A 17714-nucleotide genomic window follows, 5' to 3' on the forward strand; every position below is an offset into this window, starting at 1 on the left:
ACGACCCTTTCGATTCGATAATTCAAGAATAATTGAATTGATCGCCGATGCAAGGCGCAATCGTGCCCCCAAACGCAAAAGGGCGGAGCCGAAGCCCCGCCCTTTCAGTGTCGCTTGCGCCTGATGCGATCAGAAGCGCTTGATCACCGAGACCTGCACCGTGCGCGGCAGGTTGCCGAAGCCGAGCTGGTCGGCGCGGACGCCCGCCGCCGTGCCCGTGCCGCCACCGGTCGAAGGCCCATCGACCACGCCGCTGACGTAGAAGCGGTTGGTCAGGTTCTTGCCGATCACCGCGATTTGCCAGTTGTCGTCCTCCGCCCCGAAGCGGATACCGGCATCAAGCACGGCATACTTGCCCTGGCGCGAGAACGGATTGCCGAAGCCCGAGGCGAGGTAGCTTGAGGAATAGCGGGTATCGACGTTGAAGCCCAGCTTCAGGCCTTCGCCCGCAGCGGTCTCGTAGCCCACGCCAAAGGCCCCGGTCCATTCCGGCGCCACCGAAAGAGGCGCCCCGTTCAGGTTCTGGCGCGCATCCAGCCCGCCCACCAGCGTGCAACCCTGCGACGGAGTCTGCCCGGCATAGCACGGTGCCGAGGGGAAATCGGTGTAGCGTGCCTTGGTGTAGTTGATCGAACCGTGGACGTTCAGCCCGTCGATGCTGCGCGGCGCATATTCGAACTCCAGCTCCACGCCCTTGGTCCGCGCATCCGCCGTCAGAGTCTGGAAGGCGAAGATCGGGGAGTTGAAGAAGTCGACCTGCAGATCGTTGTAGGCATACGTGAACGCCACCAGGTTCAGGCGCAGCTGGTTGTCGGCCAGCGTCGTCTTGATACCGGCTTCGAAGCCACGTGCCTTTTCCGGATTGAAGGTGAGGTCCGCCAGCGGATCGGACGAGAACTTCGAGTTGATGCCGCCGTTCGAGAATCCGCCAGACTTGTAGGCCGTCTTGTAGGCGCCATAGACAAGGATGCCGTCCTGCGGCTTCCAGGTCAGCGTCACTTCGGGCGACCAGTCGTCGAACACCTGCTTTGCGGTCACTTCGCCCAGGCCGTCAGGATCGTTCTGGTCACGGAAGATCCCCTGCACGCCCAGGTTGTTGTAGGGCTGCGTGAAGAAGCTGTCCTTGGTCTCGTGGGTATAGCGCACGCCGCCTGCCAGCTCGAGCGTGTCGATCAGCTTCCACGTCACCTGCCCGAACAGGGCCGCGGTCTCGCCATCGGTGAAGCTTGTCTTCGACGAGGCGACAAAGCGGTTGGCGGCAGAGGCGGTATCGTCACGCAGCCCGGCGAACATGACGTACTGCGCAAAGTCGCGCTTGGTCTTCTGGTACAGCCCGCCCACCATCAGGTTGATCGGACCGTCGAACGAAGTCTGCGCACGCAGTTCCTGGCTGAACGCCTTCCAGGTGCTGTTCTCGGTAGCCCAGGTGCCGTTGTTGCTGCTCTGGAAGTCGCAGGCACAGGTCCAGCGGTTGTTGTTGGTGTTGTAATTGGTGACCGAGCTGATCGTCACGTTGTCGAGCTCGTACGAAACCGCGCCGTTGATCGCCCACGAGCGATAGCGGTTGTAAAGCTCGCCATTGTCCTTCGCGAAGGGGAAGTCCTTGGCAATATCGGCGGGCATGTTGTTCTGGTGCGTCACGAAATCGGTGCCGCAGCGATACCCGGTCAGCTGGCTCACGCCCGTGGCGAGGCCGCAGTTGTAGGCCACGTAGTTCCACGAGGAATTGTTGACCTGATTGTAGTTGTACGAACCCTTGAGCGTCATCGTCAGACGGTCGGTCGGGGTGTACTTGAGCGTCACGCGGCCCAGGAACTCGTCTTCACCCGGCGCGCGCGATGCGGCAGGCTTGGCCACCGAACCGATCGGATTGCCGCTGCCGCCCGCCAGCAAGTTGCGGATGTCGACGGTGGTATAGGTGCGGTCGACCGAGACGTTGCGATAATAGCCGCCATCCATGATCGAACCGCGCGCGGCAAAGCGCACGCCCAGCGTATCGCTCAGCGGGATCGAGGCAATCAGCTCGCCCTGATACTGGCGCGAACGGAACTCGTAACCGGCGCGCGCAATGAATTCGCGGTCCTGGCCGGGATCGTTGGTGGCCAGGCTGATGACGCCTGCGGTCGCATTCTTGCCGAAGAACAGCGCCTGCGGACCCTTGAGCACTTCCACGCGCTTCAGGTCGAAGAAGCCTTCCTGAATGATGCGGCCCTGCCCGTAATAGGCTCCATCGACCACAACGGCGACCGACTGCTCGATACCGATCGAGGTCGAGGACGAGCCGATGCCGCGCATCGTCAGCTGCGCGCCCGAACCGTTCGAGGCACGGCCGACGTTGAGGTTGGGCGTGGCCGCAGCGATCTTTTCGATCGAGGTGATGTCGCGCTGTTGGATGGTCTTTTCGGAGATGGCGGTTACCGCCACCGGAACCGTCTGCACCGATTCCTCGCGCTTGCGCGCGGTTACGATGATTTCCTCGAGGCCGCCTGCAGATGCGCCTTCCTGTGCTGCATCCTGCGCCATGACCGGTGCGCTGACGCCAAGTGCGCAAGTGGCGAGAAGAATTCCCTTGATGGTGCGCATGACCGCATCCTCCCTTTGTGATTAGTCTCGCGCGTTTACGCCTCCTGTAACGAACGCTCGCCTCGCCAATGCGTTAGCCTCTTCCTTTGGCTAGGTGCTGCGCTGCCGTAGCGTCGGCACCTCTGTGCCTTGAGAGGAATTCCCATGACCGAAAACCGCTTCTGGCGCCTTGATCGTCACCCTGAAGGCTCAAACTTCGAAGCCGCGCTCAGCCTGCAGACCGAAGCCCTGCCGCCGCTGGCCGATGGCGAAGTGCGGGTAAGGGTCGGCTACCTGTCGATGGACGCGGGCACCCGCATGTGGATGAGCCCGCGCACCGATGGTTATCAGCCGCCCCTGCCGCTGGGCGCGAAGATGGCGGGCCTCGTTCTCGGCCACGTTAGCGAAAGCCGTGATCCCGCCTATCCCGTTGGCGCACTGGTGCGCGGCTTCGGCCAGTGGGCGGAATATGCCACGATGGTCCCTGCCCTCGCAGGCCTCGAAATCGTCGATGATACCGTGACCGACATCCGCCACCACTTCGGCGCACTCGGCATGAACGCCTGGACGGCCTATGTGGGCGTCAAGGAAGTGGCCGCGATCAAGGCGGGCGAATGGCTGGTGGTCTCGGCGGCTGCCGGAGCCACGGGGTCGATGGCCTGTCAGGTCGGGCGCAATCTCGGCGCGAAAGTCATCGGCATCGCAGGCGGACCGGAGAAGTGCCGCTACCTGGCCGAACAATTGGGCGTCGATATCGCCATCGACTACAAGAGCGATGATGTTGCCGCCCGCCTTTCCGGGATCGAAGGCGGCGTTCACGCCTATTTCGACAATGTCGGCGGGCCGCTGCTCGACGCAGTCCTGCCCAACATGGCGCATTATGGCCGCGTCGCCGTCTGCGGCATGGTTGCGGCTTATGACAACGATGCCCCCCTGCCCGGCCCCGCCCGCTTCGATCAGGTGCTGATGCGCCGCTTGCGCATCGAAGGCTTCTTCATCCCCGATTTCCTCCATCGCGGTGCGGAATTTCTGCCCGTCTTGCGCGAATGGGTCGATGCCGGGACGCTGACCGTCAATCTTGACGAGACACAGGGGCTGGAGAACACGCTCGTCGCCTATCGCCGCATGCTCTCGGGCCAGGCGATCGGCAAAGTCATCGTGAAAGTCGCCTGATGCCGATCATCAAGCACCGCGCCCCGCTCCAGTGCCTCGTCGCCGTGCGCGGTCATCCGTTCGATCGCACCGCCTTCGACGCCATGTTTCAGGCCATGGACGGCATCTCGGCCACCATGGTCGATCAGCCCGCCGCCGCGCTGCTGATGAACCCCGATGCCATGCGCGGGTTCGATGCGCTGGTACTCTACGACATGCCCGGCCTCGATTTCGAAGCCCCGGAAAATGCCCCGCTCTACCGCGAGCCCTCGGCCGAACTGCAGGCCGGATTCCGCGCCCTGCTCGAACAGGGCAAGGGCGTGGTCGCGCTGCATCACGCGCTGGCAGGCTGGCCGACCTGGGGCGAATATCACGATTGGCTGGGCGGGCAGTTCTTCTACCATCCCGGCCAATGGCGCGGGACCGCCGTGGCGGACAGCGGCTATTGCCACGATGTCACTCACGAGATTTCGGTCGTCGCCGATCATCCTGTCACCGCCGGCCTGCCCGAAAGCTTCACGCTGACCGACGAACTCTATCTCGGCCAGATCCATGAAGCAGGCGTGACCCCGCTCCTGCGCTCAAGCGCCGCTTTCGATCGCGATCACTTCTGGTCGGCAGACCGTGCAGTGAAGGGCGAAATGTTCAGCCGCGAAGGCTGGGATCACCCGCCCGGCTCCAATCTCGTCGGCTGGACCCGGCAGGCCCTCAACAGCCGCCTCGTCTATCTCCAGCCGGGCGATGGCCCCTCGGCCTACGACAACCCGCACTACCGCCGCCTGGTCGAGAACGCGATCCGCTGGGTGGCCTCGTCCTGAAACAATGCGTCCCCGCGCAGGCGGGAACCTCGGTGATGTGACGGAACTTCAGCTTAAGCCGACTGAGGTCCCCGCCTGCGCGGGGACGCATCGGCCCGGCAGAATCAAAGCGCCGTCATGCCTCCATCGACCACCAGCTCGGTCCCCGTAACATAGCGGCTCTCATCCGAGGCGAGGAACAGGTTCATGTTGGCGATATCGAGCGGCGCTCCCATGTAGCCCATCGGCACCAGCGCGAGCGTGGCGTCATAGTTCGCCGCATTGTCTTCCTGCGCCACACCCTGGATGTTGGTCAGGATCATGCCCGGATGGACCGAATTGACGCGGATGCCGTCCTTGGCGGTTTCCACCGCGATCGTCTTTGAAAACAGGCGCACGCCGCCCTTCGCCGCGGCATAGGCGCCGCAGGCGGGCACGCCGATCAGCCCCGCCACCGACGAGATGTTGATGATCGAGCCCTTCACCCCGGTCTTGCGCATCAGGATCACCGCGCGCTTGGTGCCCTGGAACACGCTGTCGAGGTTGACCGAGTTCTGCAGGGCCCAATCGGCGCTGGTCATGTCCTCGATCGGGCGCAGCACCGCGATACCGGCATTGTTGACGCACACATCCAGCTTGCCGTCCTCGGCCTCGATCGCGGCGAAGACTTCGTCCCACTGCGCCTCGTTGGTCACGTCATGCAGCATGGCCCGGGCCTCACCGCCCGCCGCCCGGATGCCTTCGGCCACCTTTTCGGCCCCTGCCAGGTCGCGGTCGGTCAACCACACCTTGGCGCCTTCCTCGGCAAAGCGCTGTGCGGTGGCGCTGCCCAGACCCGGCACCGAAGCGCCACCGGTGATCAATGCGACTTTTCCGGAAAGACGGCCCATTTGAAACTCTCCCGATAAAAAACCGGAGGGACGGAAAGGAACGTCGCCTAGGCGACCCTCCCCCGCCCCCCCGGCAAGGTGGATCAGATTATCAGAGCAAGCTTCAGAACTTGAAGCCCGCGGTCACGCCGTAGGTCCGCGGTTCAAGCGCCATGCCGAACGACCACAGGCCAGCCACGGTGAACGCGTGGGTCGTGGTCTTCTCGTTCAGCAGGTTGCGGGTGAACACGCGCAGGTAGGCCTTGCTGTCCTTCAGGTCGAAGTTGAAGGTCATCGACGCATCGACCAGATCCTGCGTGGTGGTGCGCACGCGCGGATCGTTGCCGCCCACCGTGATCAGCGTCGCCTGGCCCGAACCGTTCAGCGTCGGCGTCAGCGAAGCTGCCGAAAGCTGTTCGTCATAGGGCGAGATGTGGCGCCAGCCGACATTGGTGGTGATGTCGCCAAAGCCGGTCGGTGCGACGTATTCCGCGCCCAGCGACGCGGTGAAGTCCGGCGCATAGATCAGGCGGTTGGCCGAGTAGTTGAACGGCACCAGCCCCGCACCGCAGGCATTGGTCGCCACCGGCCCTGCCGCATAGGCGCCGCAGGTGACGAAGTTGCGGAAGTGCGAGTCCATGATCGCGATCGAGCCGGTGATGCGGAAGTTCTCGGTCACGCGCAGCGTGCCGTCCGCCTCGATGCCCTTGATCAGCGCGCCGCCCGGCACGTTGCCGGTGATCGTCTGGTTGCCGGTGGGGCCGCCCGGAACGGTCAGGTTCTGCTGCATGTCCTTGTAGTCCGACACGAAGCCGGCAAGGTTAAGCTCGAGCTTGCGGTCGAACGCCGAAAGCTTCACGCCCACTTCATAGGCGTCGACCGTTTCAGGCTGGAACGGCGTGCTGGCGGTGGCAGCCGTTGCCGCGCGCGGGCTGAACCCGCCCGAACGGTAACCGCGCGACCACGAGGCATAGACCATCACGTCCTGGTTCGGGCGCCAGTCGATGCCGACCTTGGGCGTGAACTTGTTGAAGCTCGCCTTGCCCTTGCCGACCAGTGCGATCTTGCTCAGGTCGATGTTGTCGGGGTCAAGCAGCGTGTTGGCGGCAAAGCCGTTGCTCAGCTCCTTCTTGTCGTGGCTGTAGCGGCCACCGAATGAAAGGCGGAAGCCTTCGGCAAAGGCCCAGTTGAAATCGCCGAACACGGCGTAGCTCTCGGTCTTGCCTTCCACGCGCTGGGCGTTGCGGTCAAACAGGGTCGGCGGGGTGTTCGGGCTGAAACCGAACACGCGCGACCACTGCGTCAGGTCGTATTCCGACTTGAAGTAGAAACCGCCGACCACGTAGTCGAACCCGTCGAACATCTCGCCCGCGGCGCGCAGCTCCTGGCTCCACTGTTCGTAGTGCTGGCGGCGATCGACATAGTAGAGGTCGGTCGAAGAACCGTCGAAGTCCTGCGTCTGCGCTTCCGTGCTCTTGCGCCAGCCGGTGATCGAGGTCAGCTTCACGCCGCCTGCGTCATAGTTCATTTCCAGCGTCGCTTCGGGCGCCTTGTAGTTGCTCGAAGCGGCGTCGCCGAAAGTGGTGTAGAGATCGGTGGTGGTGTTGCGGTTGCATTCGCGCGCCGGGATGAACGCGCAGAACACTTCGCTGCTGTTGGTGATGTTGCTGACCACGGGGTCGAACACCTGCTCGACCTGGGCCACGGTCAGCTGCGCATCGAAGCCCGAACCGGTCGGTTTGAACAGCAGGCTGGCGCCGTAGTTCTCGCCATTGCTCCAGCCCGCGTCGACATTGCGCACGACATTCTTGTAGAAACCGTCGGTCTCGTTGTGGAAGTACCACGCCTTGACACCCCAGCTCTCCTCGTTGCCGTAGTTGGCCAGGATCTTGGTCGAGAACGTGCCAAACTTGGCAAAGGTCGCCTCGGCCTTGAGGCCGGGCTTCATCGTCGGCTTGGTGCGCTGGATGTTGATCACGCCGCCGATGGTGTTGGCGCCGAACAGCGTGCCCTGCGGTCCGCGCAGCACTTCGAGCTGGGCGATGTCGAACGCATCCTGCAGCTGGCCGGTGTTGGTGCCGATCACCACGCCATCGACCAGCACGCCCACGGTCGGCGTCTGCGACTTTTCGATGTCGGCATAGGTCAGGCCGCGGATCGAGATGTTGGCCGCCTGCGCGCCCGAATTCTGCTGGGTGATGAGCAGGCCCGGAGCCGCGCCCTGCAGGTCGCCGATGTTCACGGCGGCCTTGCTTTCAAGGAAGGCGGTGTTGACCGCGGTGATCGCCACCGGCGTGCTCTGCAGCGTTTCCGAACGGCGGCGTGCGGTCACGATGATCGCGCCGGTATCGCCTGCATCGGCTGCTGTGGTCTCGTCGGCCTGGACCGCCTGCGGCTCGTCTGCTTCGGTGGCAAATGCCGGCAGCGCAAGGCCAAGCGCGGTCGTGGTCATGGCAACGGCAAGCATGCGCCGTGCAGCAGTGGTTCTCATGTCTATCCTCCCTCCAAGGGTAACCTCGTCCGCTCAGGGACGATGGCTCGCCTCCTTCATCCACCGCTGCGGGCATCGAACCAACTGCGACTTGTTACAGGTGCATGTGCCAGTGCATGTTCCATCCTTGCCGTAGCGTTCGGACAAGAATCCGGGAGAGATCACAATGACCGTCAATCGCCGCTTCCTGCTGGCTCGCCGCCCTGTCGGCACGCCGGTGCCAGAGGACTTTTCCCTTGTCGAACAAGCCGTTCCCTCCGCGCCCGAAGGCGGCTTCGTGGTGCGCAACTGCTATGCCTCGCTCGACCCCGCACAGCGCGGGTGGATGGACGATGCGCCCAGCTACATGCCGCCGATCCCGCTGGGCGATCCGGTCAGGGCGACGACGGTGGGCGTTGTCGCCGCCTCGAACTCCCCCGACTTCGCCGTCGGAGACTGGGTTCTGGGCATGAATGGCCTGGAAGACTATTCGGTCAACGGCGCAGGCGGATTCACCAGGAAGGTTGATGTCGCCCAGGTCGATTCGCCATCGCGGTTCCTGTCGGCAATGGGCGCAGTCGGCCTCACCGCTTATTTCGGCCTGATCGACGTCGCAAAGCCAAAGCCGGGCGAAACGCTGCTGGTTTCGGGCGCCGCAGGGGCGGTAGGCTCTGCCGTCGGCCAGATCGGCAAGATTCTCGGCTGCCGGGTGATCGGCATTGCCGGGGGTGCCGAAAAGTGCCGCCGCCTGATCGAGGACTACGGCTTCGACGTCGCCATCGACTACAAGAACAAGTCGGTCGAACAGCTCGCCGCCGAAATCGGCGCCGCCGCGCCGAACGGGGCTGACGTGGTGTTCGAGAACGTCGGCGGCGACGTGTTCGATGCCGAACTGCTCAACCTTGCCAAGCATGCCCGCATCGTGCTGTGCGGGTTGATCAGCGAATACAATTCGCCCGCCAAGGTCGGCGCGCGCAACCTCTGGTCGATCCTCACCAACCAGGCCACGCTCTATGGCTACCTCATCATGGACTACGCCCCGCGCTTTGCCGAAGGCGGCGCGGTCATGGCGCAGTGGATGGCCGAAGGGCGCCTGCGCATCGACGAGGACGTGCAGGTGGGCCTCGAAAACGCCTACGATGCCTTCATGCGCCTGTTCACGGGCGCCAATACCGGCAAGCTGGTGCTGAAGATCGCCGATGGCCTCTGATCGCCTCAAGAACCGCAAGGCCATCGTCACCGGCGCAGCCTCGGGCATTGGCGCGGCCACCGCCGCGCGCCTGCGCGCCGACGGGGCGCAAGTCTTCACTGCAGACGTGCAGGGCGATGTCGATTTCTCAGGCGATCTCACCGCCCCCGATGCCAATGCCCGCCTGATCGAACAGGCCGTGGCGGCGATGGGCGGGCTCGATACGCTTGTCCCCTGCGCCGGGATCAGCGCGTTTCACCCCCTCGAAGGCCATGACGACGCCTATTTCCTGCGCGTTCTGGAGGTTAACCTCGTCGCCGTCTTCCGCCTCGTGCGCGATGCCACGCCGCACCTCAAGGCCGCTGGCAACGGCCGCATCGTCACCATCGGCTCCACCACGTCGAGCCACGGCGACGAGGGCCTCAGCGCCTATTCCGCCTCGAAGCACGCGGTGCTCGGCTTCACCAAGTCGGTCGCGGCGGAACTCGGGCCGTTCGGGGTGACGGTGAACTGCGTCCAGCCCGGCGCCATCGCCACCCCGATGACCGCGCCGGCCTTTACCCAGATGCCCGAATTCCGCACCTTCTGGGAGAACAAGGCCCCCTTGCGCCGCCTCGGCCAGCCCGAAGACATCGCCGACGTCATCGCCTTCCTGTGCAGCGACGATGCCCGCTTCATGTCCGGCCATGGCGTGTGGGTCGATGGCGGGGCCATGGTGCGGCACTAAAACCCGTTCAGGCCGTTCTTTTTCCAAAGCCGGTCAAGGGCTTGGGCTAGGGGCAGGAACGCAGTTGATGAAGGTCGCGGCATTCGATGAAAGCAGCGCGCGGGCCGATCCGCCGGCGGCCATGCGCATGGATTACTGGAAGCCCTCCCCCCGGCTCGAAGGGCTGGTCAGCGGCTACCATCTTTACGCCGTCGCGCCGCCGCAAGGGCAGGTCCACAGCGATGTGTTCCAGCCGGCCTGGTTCAACTTGCGCATTCTGCTTGATCCCCAGACCCGCTGGCATGTGCGTTGCGGTGAGGGCGAAGCCGTGCGCGTGCCCGATGTCGCGCTGTTCGGCCCTTCGTCCACGGCCTGCTGGTCGCAAAGCGATGCCGGCACCGTCATCGGCGCAGGGATCACCCCGCTGGGGTGGGCGCGCCTCGGCAGCCGCTCCGCTGCCAAGATCGCCGATCGCGTCGTCCCTGCGCGCGACGTGCTGGGCGAAGATGTCGAAGCTTTGGCCCGGCACCTGCGCAGCGCGGCGCCCGGCGCTGTCCCCGCAATCTTCGATGCCTGGCTGATCGACCGGATGGGCACGCCTCACCGCGACGAGGACACCATTGCCCGGATCTTCTCGGCCCTGCTCGATCCCAATCTGCGCACGGTCGGCCAGCTCTCGCACAGTCTCGGCATTGCCTTGCGCCAGCTGGAGCGCCTTTGCCTGCGCTCGTTCGGTTTTGCGCCCAAGCTGCTGCTGCGCCGCGCCCGCTTCCTGCGCTCGCTCCATGCGCTGATCCGGGGCGGGCCGGGCCGACGCGCGCTCGCCATCGACGCCGGCTACACCGATTACTCGCACTTCATCCGCGAGGCGCACGAGTTCCTCGGCATGAAGCCCACGCAGTTCCTTGAAGCCTGCGGACCGATGTTCACCCGTTCGCTCCAGTTGCGCCAGGCCGTGCTCGGCGCACCGGCCCAGGCGCTCACCCGCCCGGCCGATTAGGCCTTCATCACCGGCATCGGCGTGCTGCCGCTTTCGTCGAGGTAATAGGCGATCCACTTGTGGAAGAACTGGTTGCCCGGCTCGTTCCGGCCGAAGGTCTGGTGCGTCATCGCGCCGGATTCCAGCCCGTTCTGCACTTTCAGGCCAAGGAAGTAGTCCTCCTCCTCCACCACATCGAAGAAGAAGTCGCACATCCGGTCCAGCGCGGCGAGGCCTTCCTCGGTCTCGGGCTTCACCGGGAAGATGTAGTTCATCACGGTGGTGTTCTGGTTTGCCTTCGGCCCGGGGAACAGCTGCGCCAGCTGGCCCATCTCGGGCGCCAGAAAGAAGCTCATGTTCGGAAAGAGCATGCGGATGAAATCATAGCCGTTGTTCTCCTGTCGCCCCCACTCCTCGCGCGGCAGGTCGGCCAGGCGGGTGATCGAGTTCTGCGGGAAGCCCAGCCGGATATGCGGCCCGAAGCCCTCGTAGTGGGCGCGGTTCGAAGGGCTGCGCGTGGCCACCGTGTTGGTGTGCGCGGCCTGGAAGTGATAGCCTTCGAGGTAGCCGTCATAGGCGACCTTCCAGTTGGCCCCCTTCATCGTGCGCGCCTTGTGGAAGTACCAGGTCTCGAGGCGCAGCGCGGCGAAGTCCTCATACATCCCGCCCATCCATTCGATGGCGTTGATCGGCAAGTCAGGTGTCAGGATCACGAAGATCAGACCCGCCGCCTCGTCACAGGGCAGCTCGGTCATGTTGAGGGTGGAGCGATCCACCTCCCCGAAGGTGCTCGCCTCGGCAATGCCGATCAGCTTGCCCTCGTTGGAATAGGTCCAGCCGTGGTACTGGCAGGCAAAGGCCTTGCAATTGCCCTTGCCCTCTTTGGCCAGATGCATCGCGCGATGCTTGCACACGTTGAGGAACGCGCGCGCCTTGCCATCCTTTCCGCGGGTGATCAGCACCGGCAGGCCCATCACTTCCATCGCCTTGTAATCGTTCACCTGCGGCAGCTCGATGGTCAGCGCCAGCATCAGCGGCAACCGCTTGAATATCCGCGCGATCTCCGCCTCGAAGCGCTCCTCGCTGAGGTAGTCCGCCACGGGCACCCGCATCGTGCCGCTTGCCATGTCGGTCGTCCTGGTCTCGACGAAATGGAGCATCCGCTCGGCGGCGCGGGCATACTTGTCGTAAAGTTCGGTCATGTGGGTCAGCCTTTCAATTCAGATCCTTGTCGTAGCTTATGCCCACCCCCGCCCCCTCCCGCCTGCGGGAGGGGAGTTGCAGCGCCGCTCTTCGCCCTCCCGCAGGCGGGAGGGCCGCGAGACTTGGAGAGCGCAGCGAACCTAGTCGCAGCGGGTGGGCATCCAGCGTCAAGCGTTCAGATAGGAATCCAGCGTCTGGTGGATGTGGCGGATGCGCACTTCCTGATAATCGGCGAGTTCGACGCGCCCGTTCTTCGAAGCCTTCAGCCCCTCGTGGCACAGCGCCATGTTCTCGCTGTCCTGATCGAGCACCGCGCCCAGCACGCCAAGCTCGGGCGCGTCGGCCCAGATCTGGTCATCGCCGAGCAAGTGCATCGGCACGCCTGCAGGTCTAGGCTGTCCCTCCGGAACCCGGGCGATCACGCGCACTTCCATCAGGCACTTGTCCTGGTCGGGCCAGGGCCGCCAGCGATAGACGATGTTGGGCATGAACCCGCCCCACGGCGCAAAGTTGGGGAACACGTTGTAGACCAGCGCATCAAGCAGTTCGCTTTCGGAAACGCCCGAATAGTCTCCGCCGAACTGCTTTTCCGAAACCTCGCGCATCTTCGCGCCCAGCGCGGCGCGGGCGCTCCGCCCTTCCGGCACCGTGATCGCATAGTTGTCCTTGTCCGCATCGTAGTTGTCGGCGCTGCGGCCGTTGTACTTGCGGAATTCGTCGATAATGCGCTGCTGTGGCCAGTGTTCGGCCCTGGCCTGCGCCTCGATATGCGGGCTGACCACGCCGAACGGGGTGTAGTTCACGTTCACGTGTCGGCCCAGCACATGATAGGCAGCATTGGCATCGCCGGTGAACGGCATCAGCTGCGGGTGGGTGACATAGGCGTGGTAGCTTTCCATGAAAGCCTCCATCGCGATCTTCCAGTTGGCCGGGATGACCTTGGCCACCCATGCCACCGTCACGCACTCTTCATGGCGCCAGCGCTTGAAGAATTCGGGAAGCGGATCGAGATATTCCTCGATCGTCGGCCCTTCGGCATTTTCGCGGATGAAGATATAGCCGCCCCATTGCGCCACATGGCCTTCGGGCAGTTGCATCTTCCGGTCCGTCAGGTGGGCAAAGTCCCAGCGGCAGGGAATGTTGCGTAAAGACCCGTCCGGGTTCCACGAAAAGCCGTGGAACGGGCAGAGGAACTGTTCGGCGCTGCCGCTGTCGGTCTTGAGCTTGCGGCCGCGATGCAGGCAGACGTTGTGAAACGCCTTCACGCTGCCATCCTCCTGCCGCACGATCAGCCAGGACCGGCCCGCATTGTCATAGGTCACATAGTCGCCCGGCTCGGGCAGGTCCTCCTCGCGCGCGGCGAACTGCCACACCGCAGGCCACATCTTCTCGCACTCGGCGCGGAAGAATTCGGGGCTGTAATACCGCGCCGCATCGATCGGCTCGGAACCGAGATACTGCGAACGGTCTTCGCCCATGAAAGCGGGGGGCTGCACCTCGTCGGCAGCCAGAATGTCCTGCCAGCTGGTGCCGGGGCATCGGGCCTGTTCGAACGCGCCGGGATCGCGGTCTGCCATGTCTTTCCTCTCCATCCTGGTGATGGCGGGAAAATGTCATGCCAGAGGCCCCCGTCGTTTGACCAAGGTCAAGAATCCCCGCCAAGCCCCCCTGTGACTTAGGCTAGGCCGCCTGGAATATCCGGGGTGACGACCGCTGTCATGACGCGCTGACGGGGCAGTGAAGGGCTGGAATGGGGTGGAAAAGGGTTGATTTCGGACTAGCATACGCGAATGGATCAAGCACTCGGGTCATGGCGGCAGGACGGGCGGGTTAGCCTTTGGCGTTACCGGAAAGCCCGCAGGATGTATGACGATTGGCACTTCACAGCAGATGCAATGGGCTGTGCCAGCCTGATCGAGTTGTGTTCTATTCTTTCCAGTGCGACAGAACCCGCTCATCGGACTATCTCGGTGACGGATCCCCGAGTGGTTGGGGCAGATAACATTTTCGGCGGTCACGACCTTCGCCTTGAAGTCCCCGCAAAACTCCGCCTTGGCAATGACCTAGAAGGAACCGGGTCGATCGGCCTTTCAGCCGAGATTTTTGCAATGCCCCTCAGACCGGAAGATATCTCCAATCTCTCGGAAGCTGTGAGAGATGTATCAGCCAATCGCGCTGACTTTGGAGTGAGCTTCGGCGCGAGCGACACTATCTTCAGGTTTTGGTGGTGGCCGAAAAACCGCTAGGGCTGAACGTCCGCAATGGCGTCGTGTCCTGACAGTCCGCTTTTGGTCGCAAATGCCCAAAAGCCGCCAGTCTGCACCAACGGCCAGTCCGCCAGCCTTCCCCTCCAATCAGCAGGAATGGGGCTCGGATGCAAAAATTGCCGTGATAACTGCTCAAGGCCCGTCACACCGGGCCTTACTGTTCAGCCTGCCCCGGGGCCCCGCTGCCCCTTCCCGCACCCCCAAGCAAACAAAAATCGGCCCGGAAAGCGCATTGCCTTCCGGGCCGTTCAGGTATTGCAGCAGCCTCAGGAGGGAGGAAAGAGACCGCCGCAGGGCACTTCTTCAGATCACTTCGAAACCTTCACCACGGTCACCGAGCGCGGCGGCAAGGTGATCGTCACGCCACCGCCCGCTGCCTTGCCGCTGATCGCCTTTGGCGCGACGACCGATGGCGCGGCGAAGGTGTTGACGCTGTCCACCTTCGGCGCGGTCAGCACTTCGCCGCTGGCGCTGCGGAAGCCGGGGATCATCACGCTCGTGCCCGCATCGGGATCGACGTTGACGAGCGAGACCCACACCTGCCCGCCCTTGTCCTTTGCCGCCATGGCATCGACGCGCGGCAGCTTGCGATCGCCCACCGTGTATTCACCCGCTGCAAACTTCACCGGCGCGAACTGCGCGTCCTGGAACGGCACGTACATCTTGAACACGTGATAGGTCGGCGTCAGCACCATCTTGCTGCCGTCGGTCAGGATCATCGCCTGCAACACGTTGATCATCTGTGCGATGTTGGCGATCTTCACCCGGTCAGCATGGCGCGCAAAGATGTTGAGGTTGAGCGCCGCGATCACGCCATCGCGCATCGAGTTCTGCTGCTGCAGGAAGCCAGGATTGCTGCCCGGGGTCGGTGCAAGCCACGCGCCCCACTCGTCCACCGCAATAAGCAGCTTCTTGGCTGGATCGTACTTGTCCATGATCGCCTTCTGCTTCTTGAGCAGGGTGTCCATGGTCAGCGTATCGGCAATCATCAGGGCGTATTCATCGTTGCCGAAGCCGGTTGCCGGACGCACCGGCGGCCAGCCACCGCCGACGGTGTACTTGTGCAGCGAGACGCCTTCGATATCCCAGGAATAGACGTGCGTGCTCCACGCCTTCATCACTTCCTCGGTATAGTCGAGCTTGTCGCTGTCCCAGCCCACGGCAATGCGCTTCATCCGTGCTGCGCCTTCACGCTGCGCCGGATTGAAATTGCGCGTGAAGTTGGCGAAGCGCTTCATCTCCTCGACATAGTGGTCGGCCGACATCGCGCCGCCGCAACCCCAGTTCTCGTTGCCGAGACCAAGGATCGGCACCTTCCACGGCGCGGGATGCCCATTCGCGGCCCGCTCCTTGGCCAGCGTCGTGTCCTTCTCGGCGGTCATGTATTCGATCCAGGCCGAAGCTTCCGCCGCCGTGCCCGACCCGATGTTCACCGAGATATAGGCCTCCGACCCGATCTGCTCGGCAAAGTCCATGAACTCGTGGGTGCCGAAGGCATTGGATTCCGGCACGCCTCCCCAGTTGGTGTTGATCTGCACCCGGCGCTTGTCCGCCGGGCCGATGCCGTCGCGCCAATGATATTCATCGGCAAAGCACCCGCCCGGCCAGCGGACGTTGGGCACCTTGAGCGCCTTGAGGGCAGTGACCACATCAGTGCGGATGCCGCGCACGTTCGGGATGGGCGAATCCTTGCCGACCCACACGCCGCCGTAGATCCCGGTGCCAAGGTGCTCTGCAAACTGGCCAAAGATATGCTTGTCGATCACCGGGCCGGTCGTGGCGGTATCAATCGCAACTTCGACCGCAGCGTCCTTTGCCAAGGCAGGCATGCTCAACCCAGCTGCAAAGGTCGCCGCCAGCAGCACTGTCCGAAATTTCTTGGCAATCGGCTTCATCGAATTCGCTCTCCTTTGCGCCGGGGGCCGTTCATGCCCCCGGTCGTATTCTTCACCTGCGGCGGATCAATGCCCGCCCCAGCCTTCCATCTGCTCCAGTTCCTTGCCCTTGGTCTCGGGCAGGAAGGCCTTGACCAGCCAGAAGCTCACCGCCGCGCTCACGGTGTAGAGCACGTAAGTTTCGGCAAGGCCCAGACCGCTCGCCATCGCGGGGAAGCTCTGCACCACTGCATAGTTCGCGCCCCACTGCGCCAGGCCGCATACGGCCAGGGCCGATCCGCGCAGCTGGTTGGGGAACATCTCGCCCAGCATGACCCACATCACCGGGCCCCAGCTGACGTTGAAGAAGATCACGTAGATGTTGGCTGCAATCACCGCGATCATGCCCAGCGACGGGTCCATCTGCAGTGCCCCGGCCGCATCCAGCGTCCCTTGCGAGAACGCCCAGCTCATCGCGCCCAGCGCCAGCGTCATGCCGGCGGAACCGACCAGCAGGAGCGGCTTGCGCCCCACCTTGTCGACCAGCGCCATCGTGATGAAGCAAGCCGCGATCGAGACCACGCCCGAGATGATGTTGCGTTCGAGCGCGGCTTTTTCAGATACGCCCGCCAGCTTCCACAGCGTCTCGCCGTAATAGAAGATCACGTTGATGCCGACGAACTGCTGGAACACGGCAATGATCAGGCCAGCCCACACGATCGGGCGCAGCACCGTGCCGGGCGCAAGCACATCTGCAAGGCGCGGGCGGTGATCGGTCGCGAACGAGGCGCGGATTTCCTCGACCTTGCGGCTCGCTTCGGTCTCGCCGAAAATGCGCGTCAGCACGGCCTTGGCGTCATCGGCGCGGCCACTGCTCACCAGATAGCGCGGGCTTTCCGGGATGAACTGCAAGGCCACAAGGAACACCACCGCCGGCACCGCCTGCGCCAGGTACATCCAGCGCCACGCCGGAACGCCCGCCAGCTCGCCGAGCGAATCCCCGGCCTGCTGCGCCAGCACATAGTTGACGACGAAGGCCGCGGTGAGGCCGGTGATTATCATCACCTGCTGCACACTCGTCAGTCGGCCGCGAATCGCAGCAGGGGCAACCTCGGAGATATAGGCCGGGGACAGCACGCTGGCCGCGCCCACCGCCATGCCGCCGAGGAAGCGGAACACCACGAACAGCGCGTGATTGCCCGTCAGCCCCTGCACCAGCGCACCGACCAGGAACAGGATCGCCGCCAGCACCATGATGCGCTTGCGCCCGAAGCGGTCGGCCAGACGGCCTGCCACGAACGCGCCGGCAGCACAGCCGACGAGCAACGAGCCAACGGTAAAGCCAAGGCCATTGTCGTCGAGCGCGAAAGCCGCCTTGAGGCCGGCCTGCGTCCCGTTCACCGCGCCGCTGTCGTACCCGAACAGCAATCCGCCGATTGTCGCCACCAAGACGATTGCGCCGACAAGCGCCATGTTGACCCGGTCCTGCTGCACTGCAGCCATTTCCCTCTCCCAACTCGTTGAACTGGCCCGGACATTGCCATGCACGATGCACAGCGTCGACGGCCCTGTTTACGTTCTCACCAGTTATCCCGGCCAGTCGCCTGGCGCAGCCACCGTTCATTTGATAGCGCTACCTTTGTATC

General features: G+C 63.9%; 13 protein-coding genes. 6 read left to right on the forward strand and 7 right to left on the reverse strand.

Features of this window, described 5'->3' with window-relative positions; all coding sequences use genetic code 11:
* Nucleotides 1-129: 129 nt before the first annotated feature.
* A complete protein-coding gene (locus tag NJ75_RS17250; protein WP_039336740.1) occupies nt 130-2583 on the reverse strand; it encodes a TonB-dependent receptor in 2454 nt (817 codons plus the stop codon).
* A 144-nt stretch (nt 2584-2727) separates the two neighbouring features.
* Here NJ75_RS17250 and NJ75_RS17255 point away from each other — a divergent pair, with 144 nt between their 5' ends.
* Together NJ75_RS17255 and NJ75_RS17260 are read left to right on the forward strand one after the other, a co-directional pair.
* Nucleotides 2728-3735, forward strand: a complete 1008-nt coding sequence (locus NJ75_RS17255; RefSeq protein ID WP_039336742.1) for an NADP-dependent oxidoreductase — start codon at nt 2728-2730, stop codon at nt 3733-3735.
* On the forward strand, nt 3735-4532 hold the full coding sequence (locus NJ75_RS17260; RefSeq protein WP_039336744.1) for a ThuA domain-containing protein: 798 nt from the start codon (nt 3735-3737) through the stop codon (nt 4530-4532). The genes NJ75_RS17255 and NJ75_RS17260 overlap by 1 nt, the downstream gene beginning before the upstream one ends.
* A 104-nt stretch (nt 4533-4636) precedes the next feature.
* Here NJ75_RS17260 and NJ75_RS17265 read toward each other — a convergent pair whose 3' ends face one another.
* Nucleotides 4637-5401, reverse strand: coding sequence for an SDR family NAD(P)-dependent oxidoreductase (locus NJ75_RS17265; protein ID WP_039336745.1), 765 nt, complete (start codon nt 5399-5401; stop codon nt 4637-4639).
* A 103-nt stretch (nt 5402-5504) separates the two neighbouring features.
* Nucleotides 5505-7871 (reverse strand): TonB-dependent receptor, encoded by a 2367-nt coding sequence (locus tag NJ75_RS17270; protein WP_039336747.1) that lies wholly within the window; start codon nt 7869-7871, stop codon nt 5505-5507.
* Between the two features lie 166 nt (nt 7872-8037).
* On the opposite strand from NJ75_RS17270, the gene NJ75_RS17275 reads away from it, so the two are divergent.
* The 3 genes from NJ75_RS17275 to NJ75_RS23435 all read left to right on the forward strand — a co-directional run bounded on the left by NJ75_RS17275 (nt 8038) and on the right by NJ75_RS23435 (nt 10745).
* Nucleotides 8038-9060 carry an NADP-dependent oxidoreductase gene (locus tag NJ75_RS17275; protein ID WP_039336749.1) on the forward strand — a complete coding sequence of 341 codons (1023 nt, stop codon included), beginning with the start codon at nt 8038-8040 and terminating at the stop codon, nt 9058-9060.
* Nucleotides 9050-9766 (forward strand): SDR family NAD(P)-dependent oxidoreductase, encoded by a 717-nt coding sequence (locus NJ75_RS17280; RefSeq protein WP_039336751.1) that lies wholly within the window; start codon nt 9050-9052, stop codon nt 9764-9766. The genes NJ75_RS17275 and NJ75_RS17280 overlap by 11 nt, the downstream gene beginning before the upstream one ends.
* Before the next feature lie 67 nt (nt 9767-9833).
* Nucleotides 9834-10745: a helix-turn-helix domain-containing protein gene (locus tag NJ75_RS23435; protein ID WP_052242605.1), complete on the forward strand. Its 912-nt coding sequence runs from the start codon at nt 9834-9836 to the stop codon at nt 10743-10745.
* Here the strand turns inward: NJ75_RS23435 and NJ75_RS17290 are convergent.
* A complete protein-coding gene (locus NJ75_RS17290; protein WP_039336754.1) occupies nt 10742-11926 on the reverse strand; it encodes an aromatic ring-hydroxylating oxygenase subunit alpha in 1185 nt (394 codons plus the stop codon). The genes NJ75_RS23435 and NJ75_RS17290 overlap by 4 nt on opposite strands.
* A gap of 168 nt (nt 11927-12094) precedes the next feature.
* On the reverse strand, nt 12095-13504 hold the full coding sequence (locus NJ75_RS17295) for an aromatic ring-hydroxylating oxygenase subunit alpha (RefSeq protein ID WP_039336756.1): 1410 nt from the start codon (nt 13502-13504) through the stop codon (nt 12095-12097).
* A 285-nt stretch (nt 13505-13789) separates the two neighbouring features.
* On the opposite strand from NJ75_RS17295, the gene NJ75_RS23440 reads away from it, so the two are divergent.
* Nucleotides 13790-14173 carry a hypothetical protein gene (locus NJ75_RS23440; RefSeq protein ID WP_156135846.1) on the forward strand — a complete coding sequence of 128 codons (384 nt, stop codon included), beginning with the start codon at nt 13790-13792 and terminating at the stop codon, nt 14171-14173.
* 329 nt (nt 14174-14502) lie between these two features.
* On the opposite strand, the gene NJ75_RS17305 is transcribed toward NJ75_RS23440, so the two are convergent.
* Entirely contained in the window at nt 14503-16089 is a 1587-nt protein-coding gene (locus NJ75_RS17305) for an alpha-N-arabinofuranosidase (protein ID WP_082013447.1), read from the reverse strand.
* Nucleotides 16090-16155: 66 nt separating this feature from the next.
* Nucleotides 16156-17571 carry a sugar porter family MFS transporter gene (locus NJ75_RS17310; RefSeq protein WP_039336757.1) on the reverse strand — a complete coding sequence of 472 codons (1416 nt, stop codon included), beginning with the start codon at nt 17569-17571 and terminating at the stop codon, nt 16156-16158.
* Nucleotides 17572-17714 lie beyond the last annotated feature (143 nt).

This window comes from Novosphingobium subterraneum, assembly GCF_000807925.1.
Taxonomy (GTDB): Bacteria; Pseudomonadota; Alphaproteobacteria; order Sphingomonadales; family Sphingomonadaceae; genus Novosphingobium; species Novosphingobium subterraneum.

Bases quoted from the DNA above. Each gene is read 5' to 3' on its own strand.
- NJ75_RS17270 (WP_039336747.1), bottom strand. From the start codon at position 7,871: ATGAGAACCACTGCTGCACGGCGCATGCTTGCCGTTGCCATGACCACG.
- NJ75_RS17295 (WP_039336756.1), bottom strand. From the start codon at position 13,504: ATGGCAGACCGCGATCCCGGCGCGTTCGAACAGGCCCGATGCCCCGGC.
- NJ75_RS17290 (WP_039336754.1), bottom strand. From the start codon at position 11,926: ATGACCGAACTTTACGACAAGTATGCCCGCGCCGCCGAGCGGATGCTC.
- NJ75_RS23435 (WP_052242605.1), top strand. From the start codon at position 9,834: ATGAAGGTCGCGGCATTCGATGAAAGCAGCGCGCGGGCCGATCCGCCG.
- NJ75_RS17275 (WP_039336749.1), top strand. From the start codon at position 8,038: ATGACCGTCAATCGCCGCTTCCTGCTGGCTCGCCGCCCTGTCGGCACG.
- NJ75_RS17265 (WP_039336745.1), bottom strand. From the start codon at position 5,401: ATGGGCCGTCTTTCCGGAAAAGTCGCATTGATCACCGGTGGCGCTTCG.
- NJ75_RS17250 (WP_039336740.1), bottom strand. From the start codon at position 2,583: ATGCGCACCATCAAGGGAATTCTTCTCGCCACTTGCGCACTTGGCGTC.
- NJ75_RS17260 (WP_039336744.1), top strand. From the start codon at position 3,735: ATGCCGATCATCAAGCACCGCGCCCCGCTCCAGTGCCTCGTCGCCGTG.
- NJ75_RS17255 (WP_039336742.1), top strand. From the start codon at position 2,728: ATGACCGAAAACCGCTTCTGGCGCCTTGATCGTCACCCTGAAGGCTCA.
- NJ75_RS17305 (WP_082013447.1), bottom strand. From the start codon at position 16,089: ATGAAGCCGATTGCCAAGAAATTTCGGACAGTGCTGCTGGCGGCGACC.
- NJ75_RS23440 (WP_156135846.1), top strand. From the start codon at position 13,790: ATGTATGACGATTGGCACTTCACAGCAGATGCAATGGGCTGTGCCAGC.
- NJ75_RS17310 (WP_039336757.1), bottom strand. From the start codon at position 17,571: ATGGCTGCAGTGCAGCAGGACCGGGTCAACATGGCGCTTGTCGGCGCA.
- NJ75_RS17280 (WP_039336751.1), top strand. From the start codon at position 9,050: ATGGCCTCTGATCGCCTCAAGAACCGCAAGGCCATCGTCACCGGCGCA.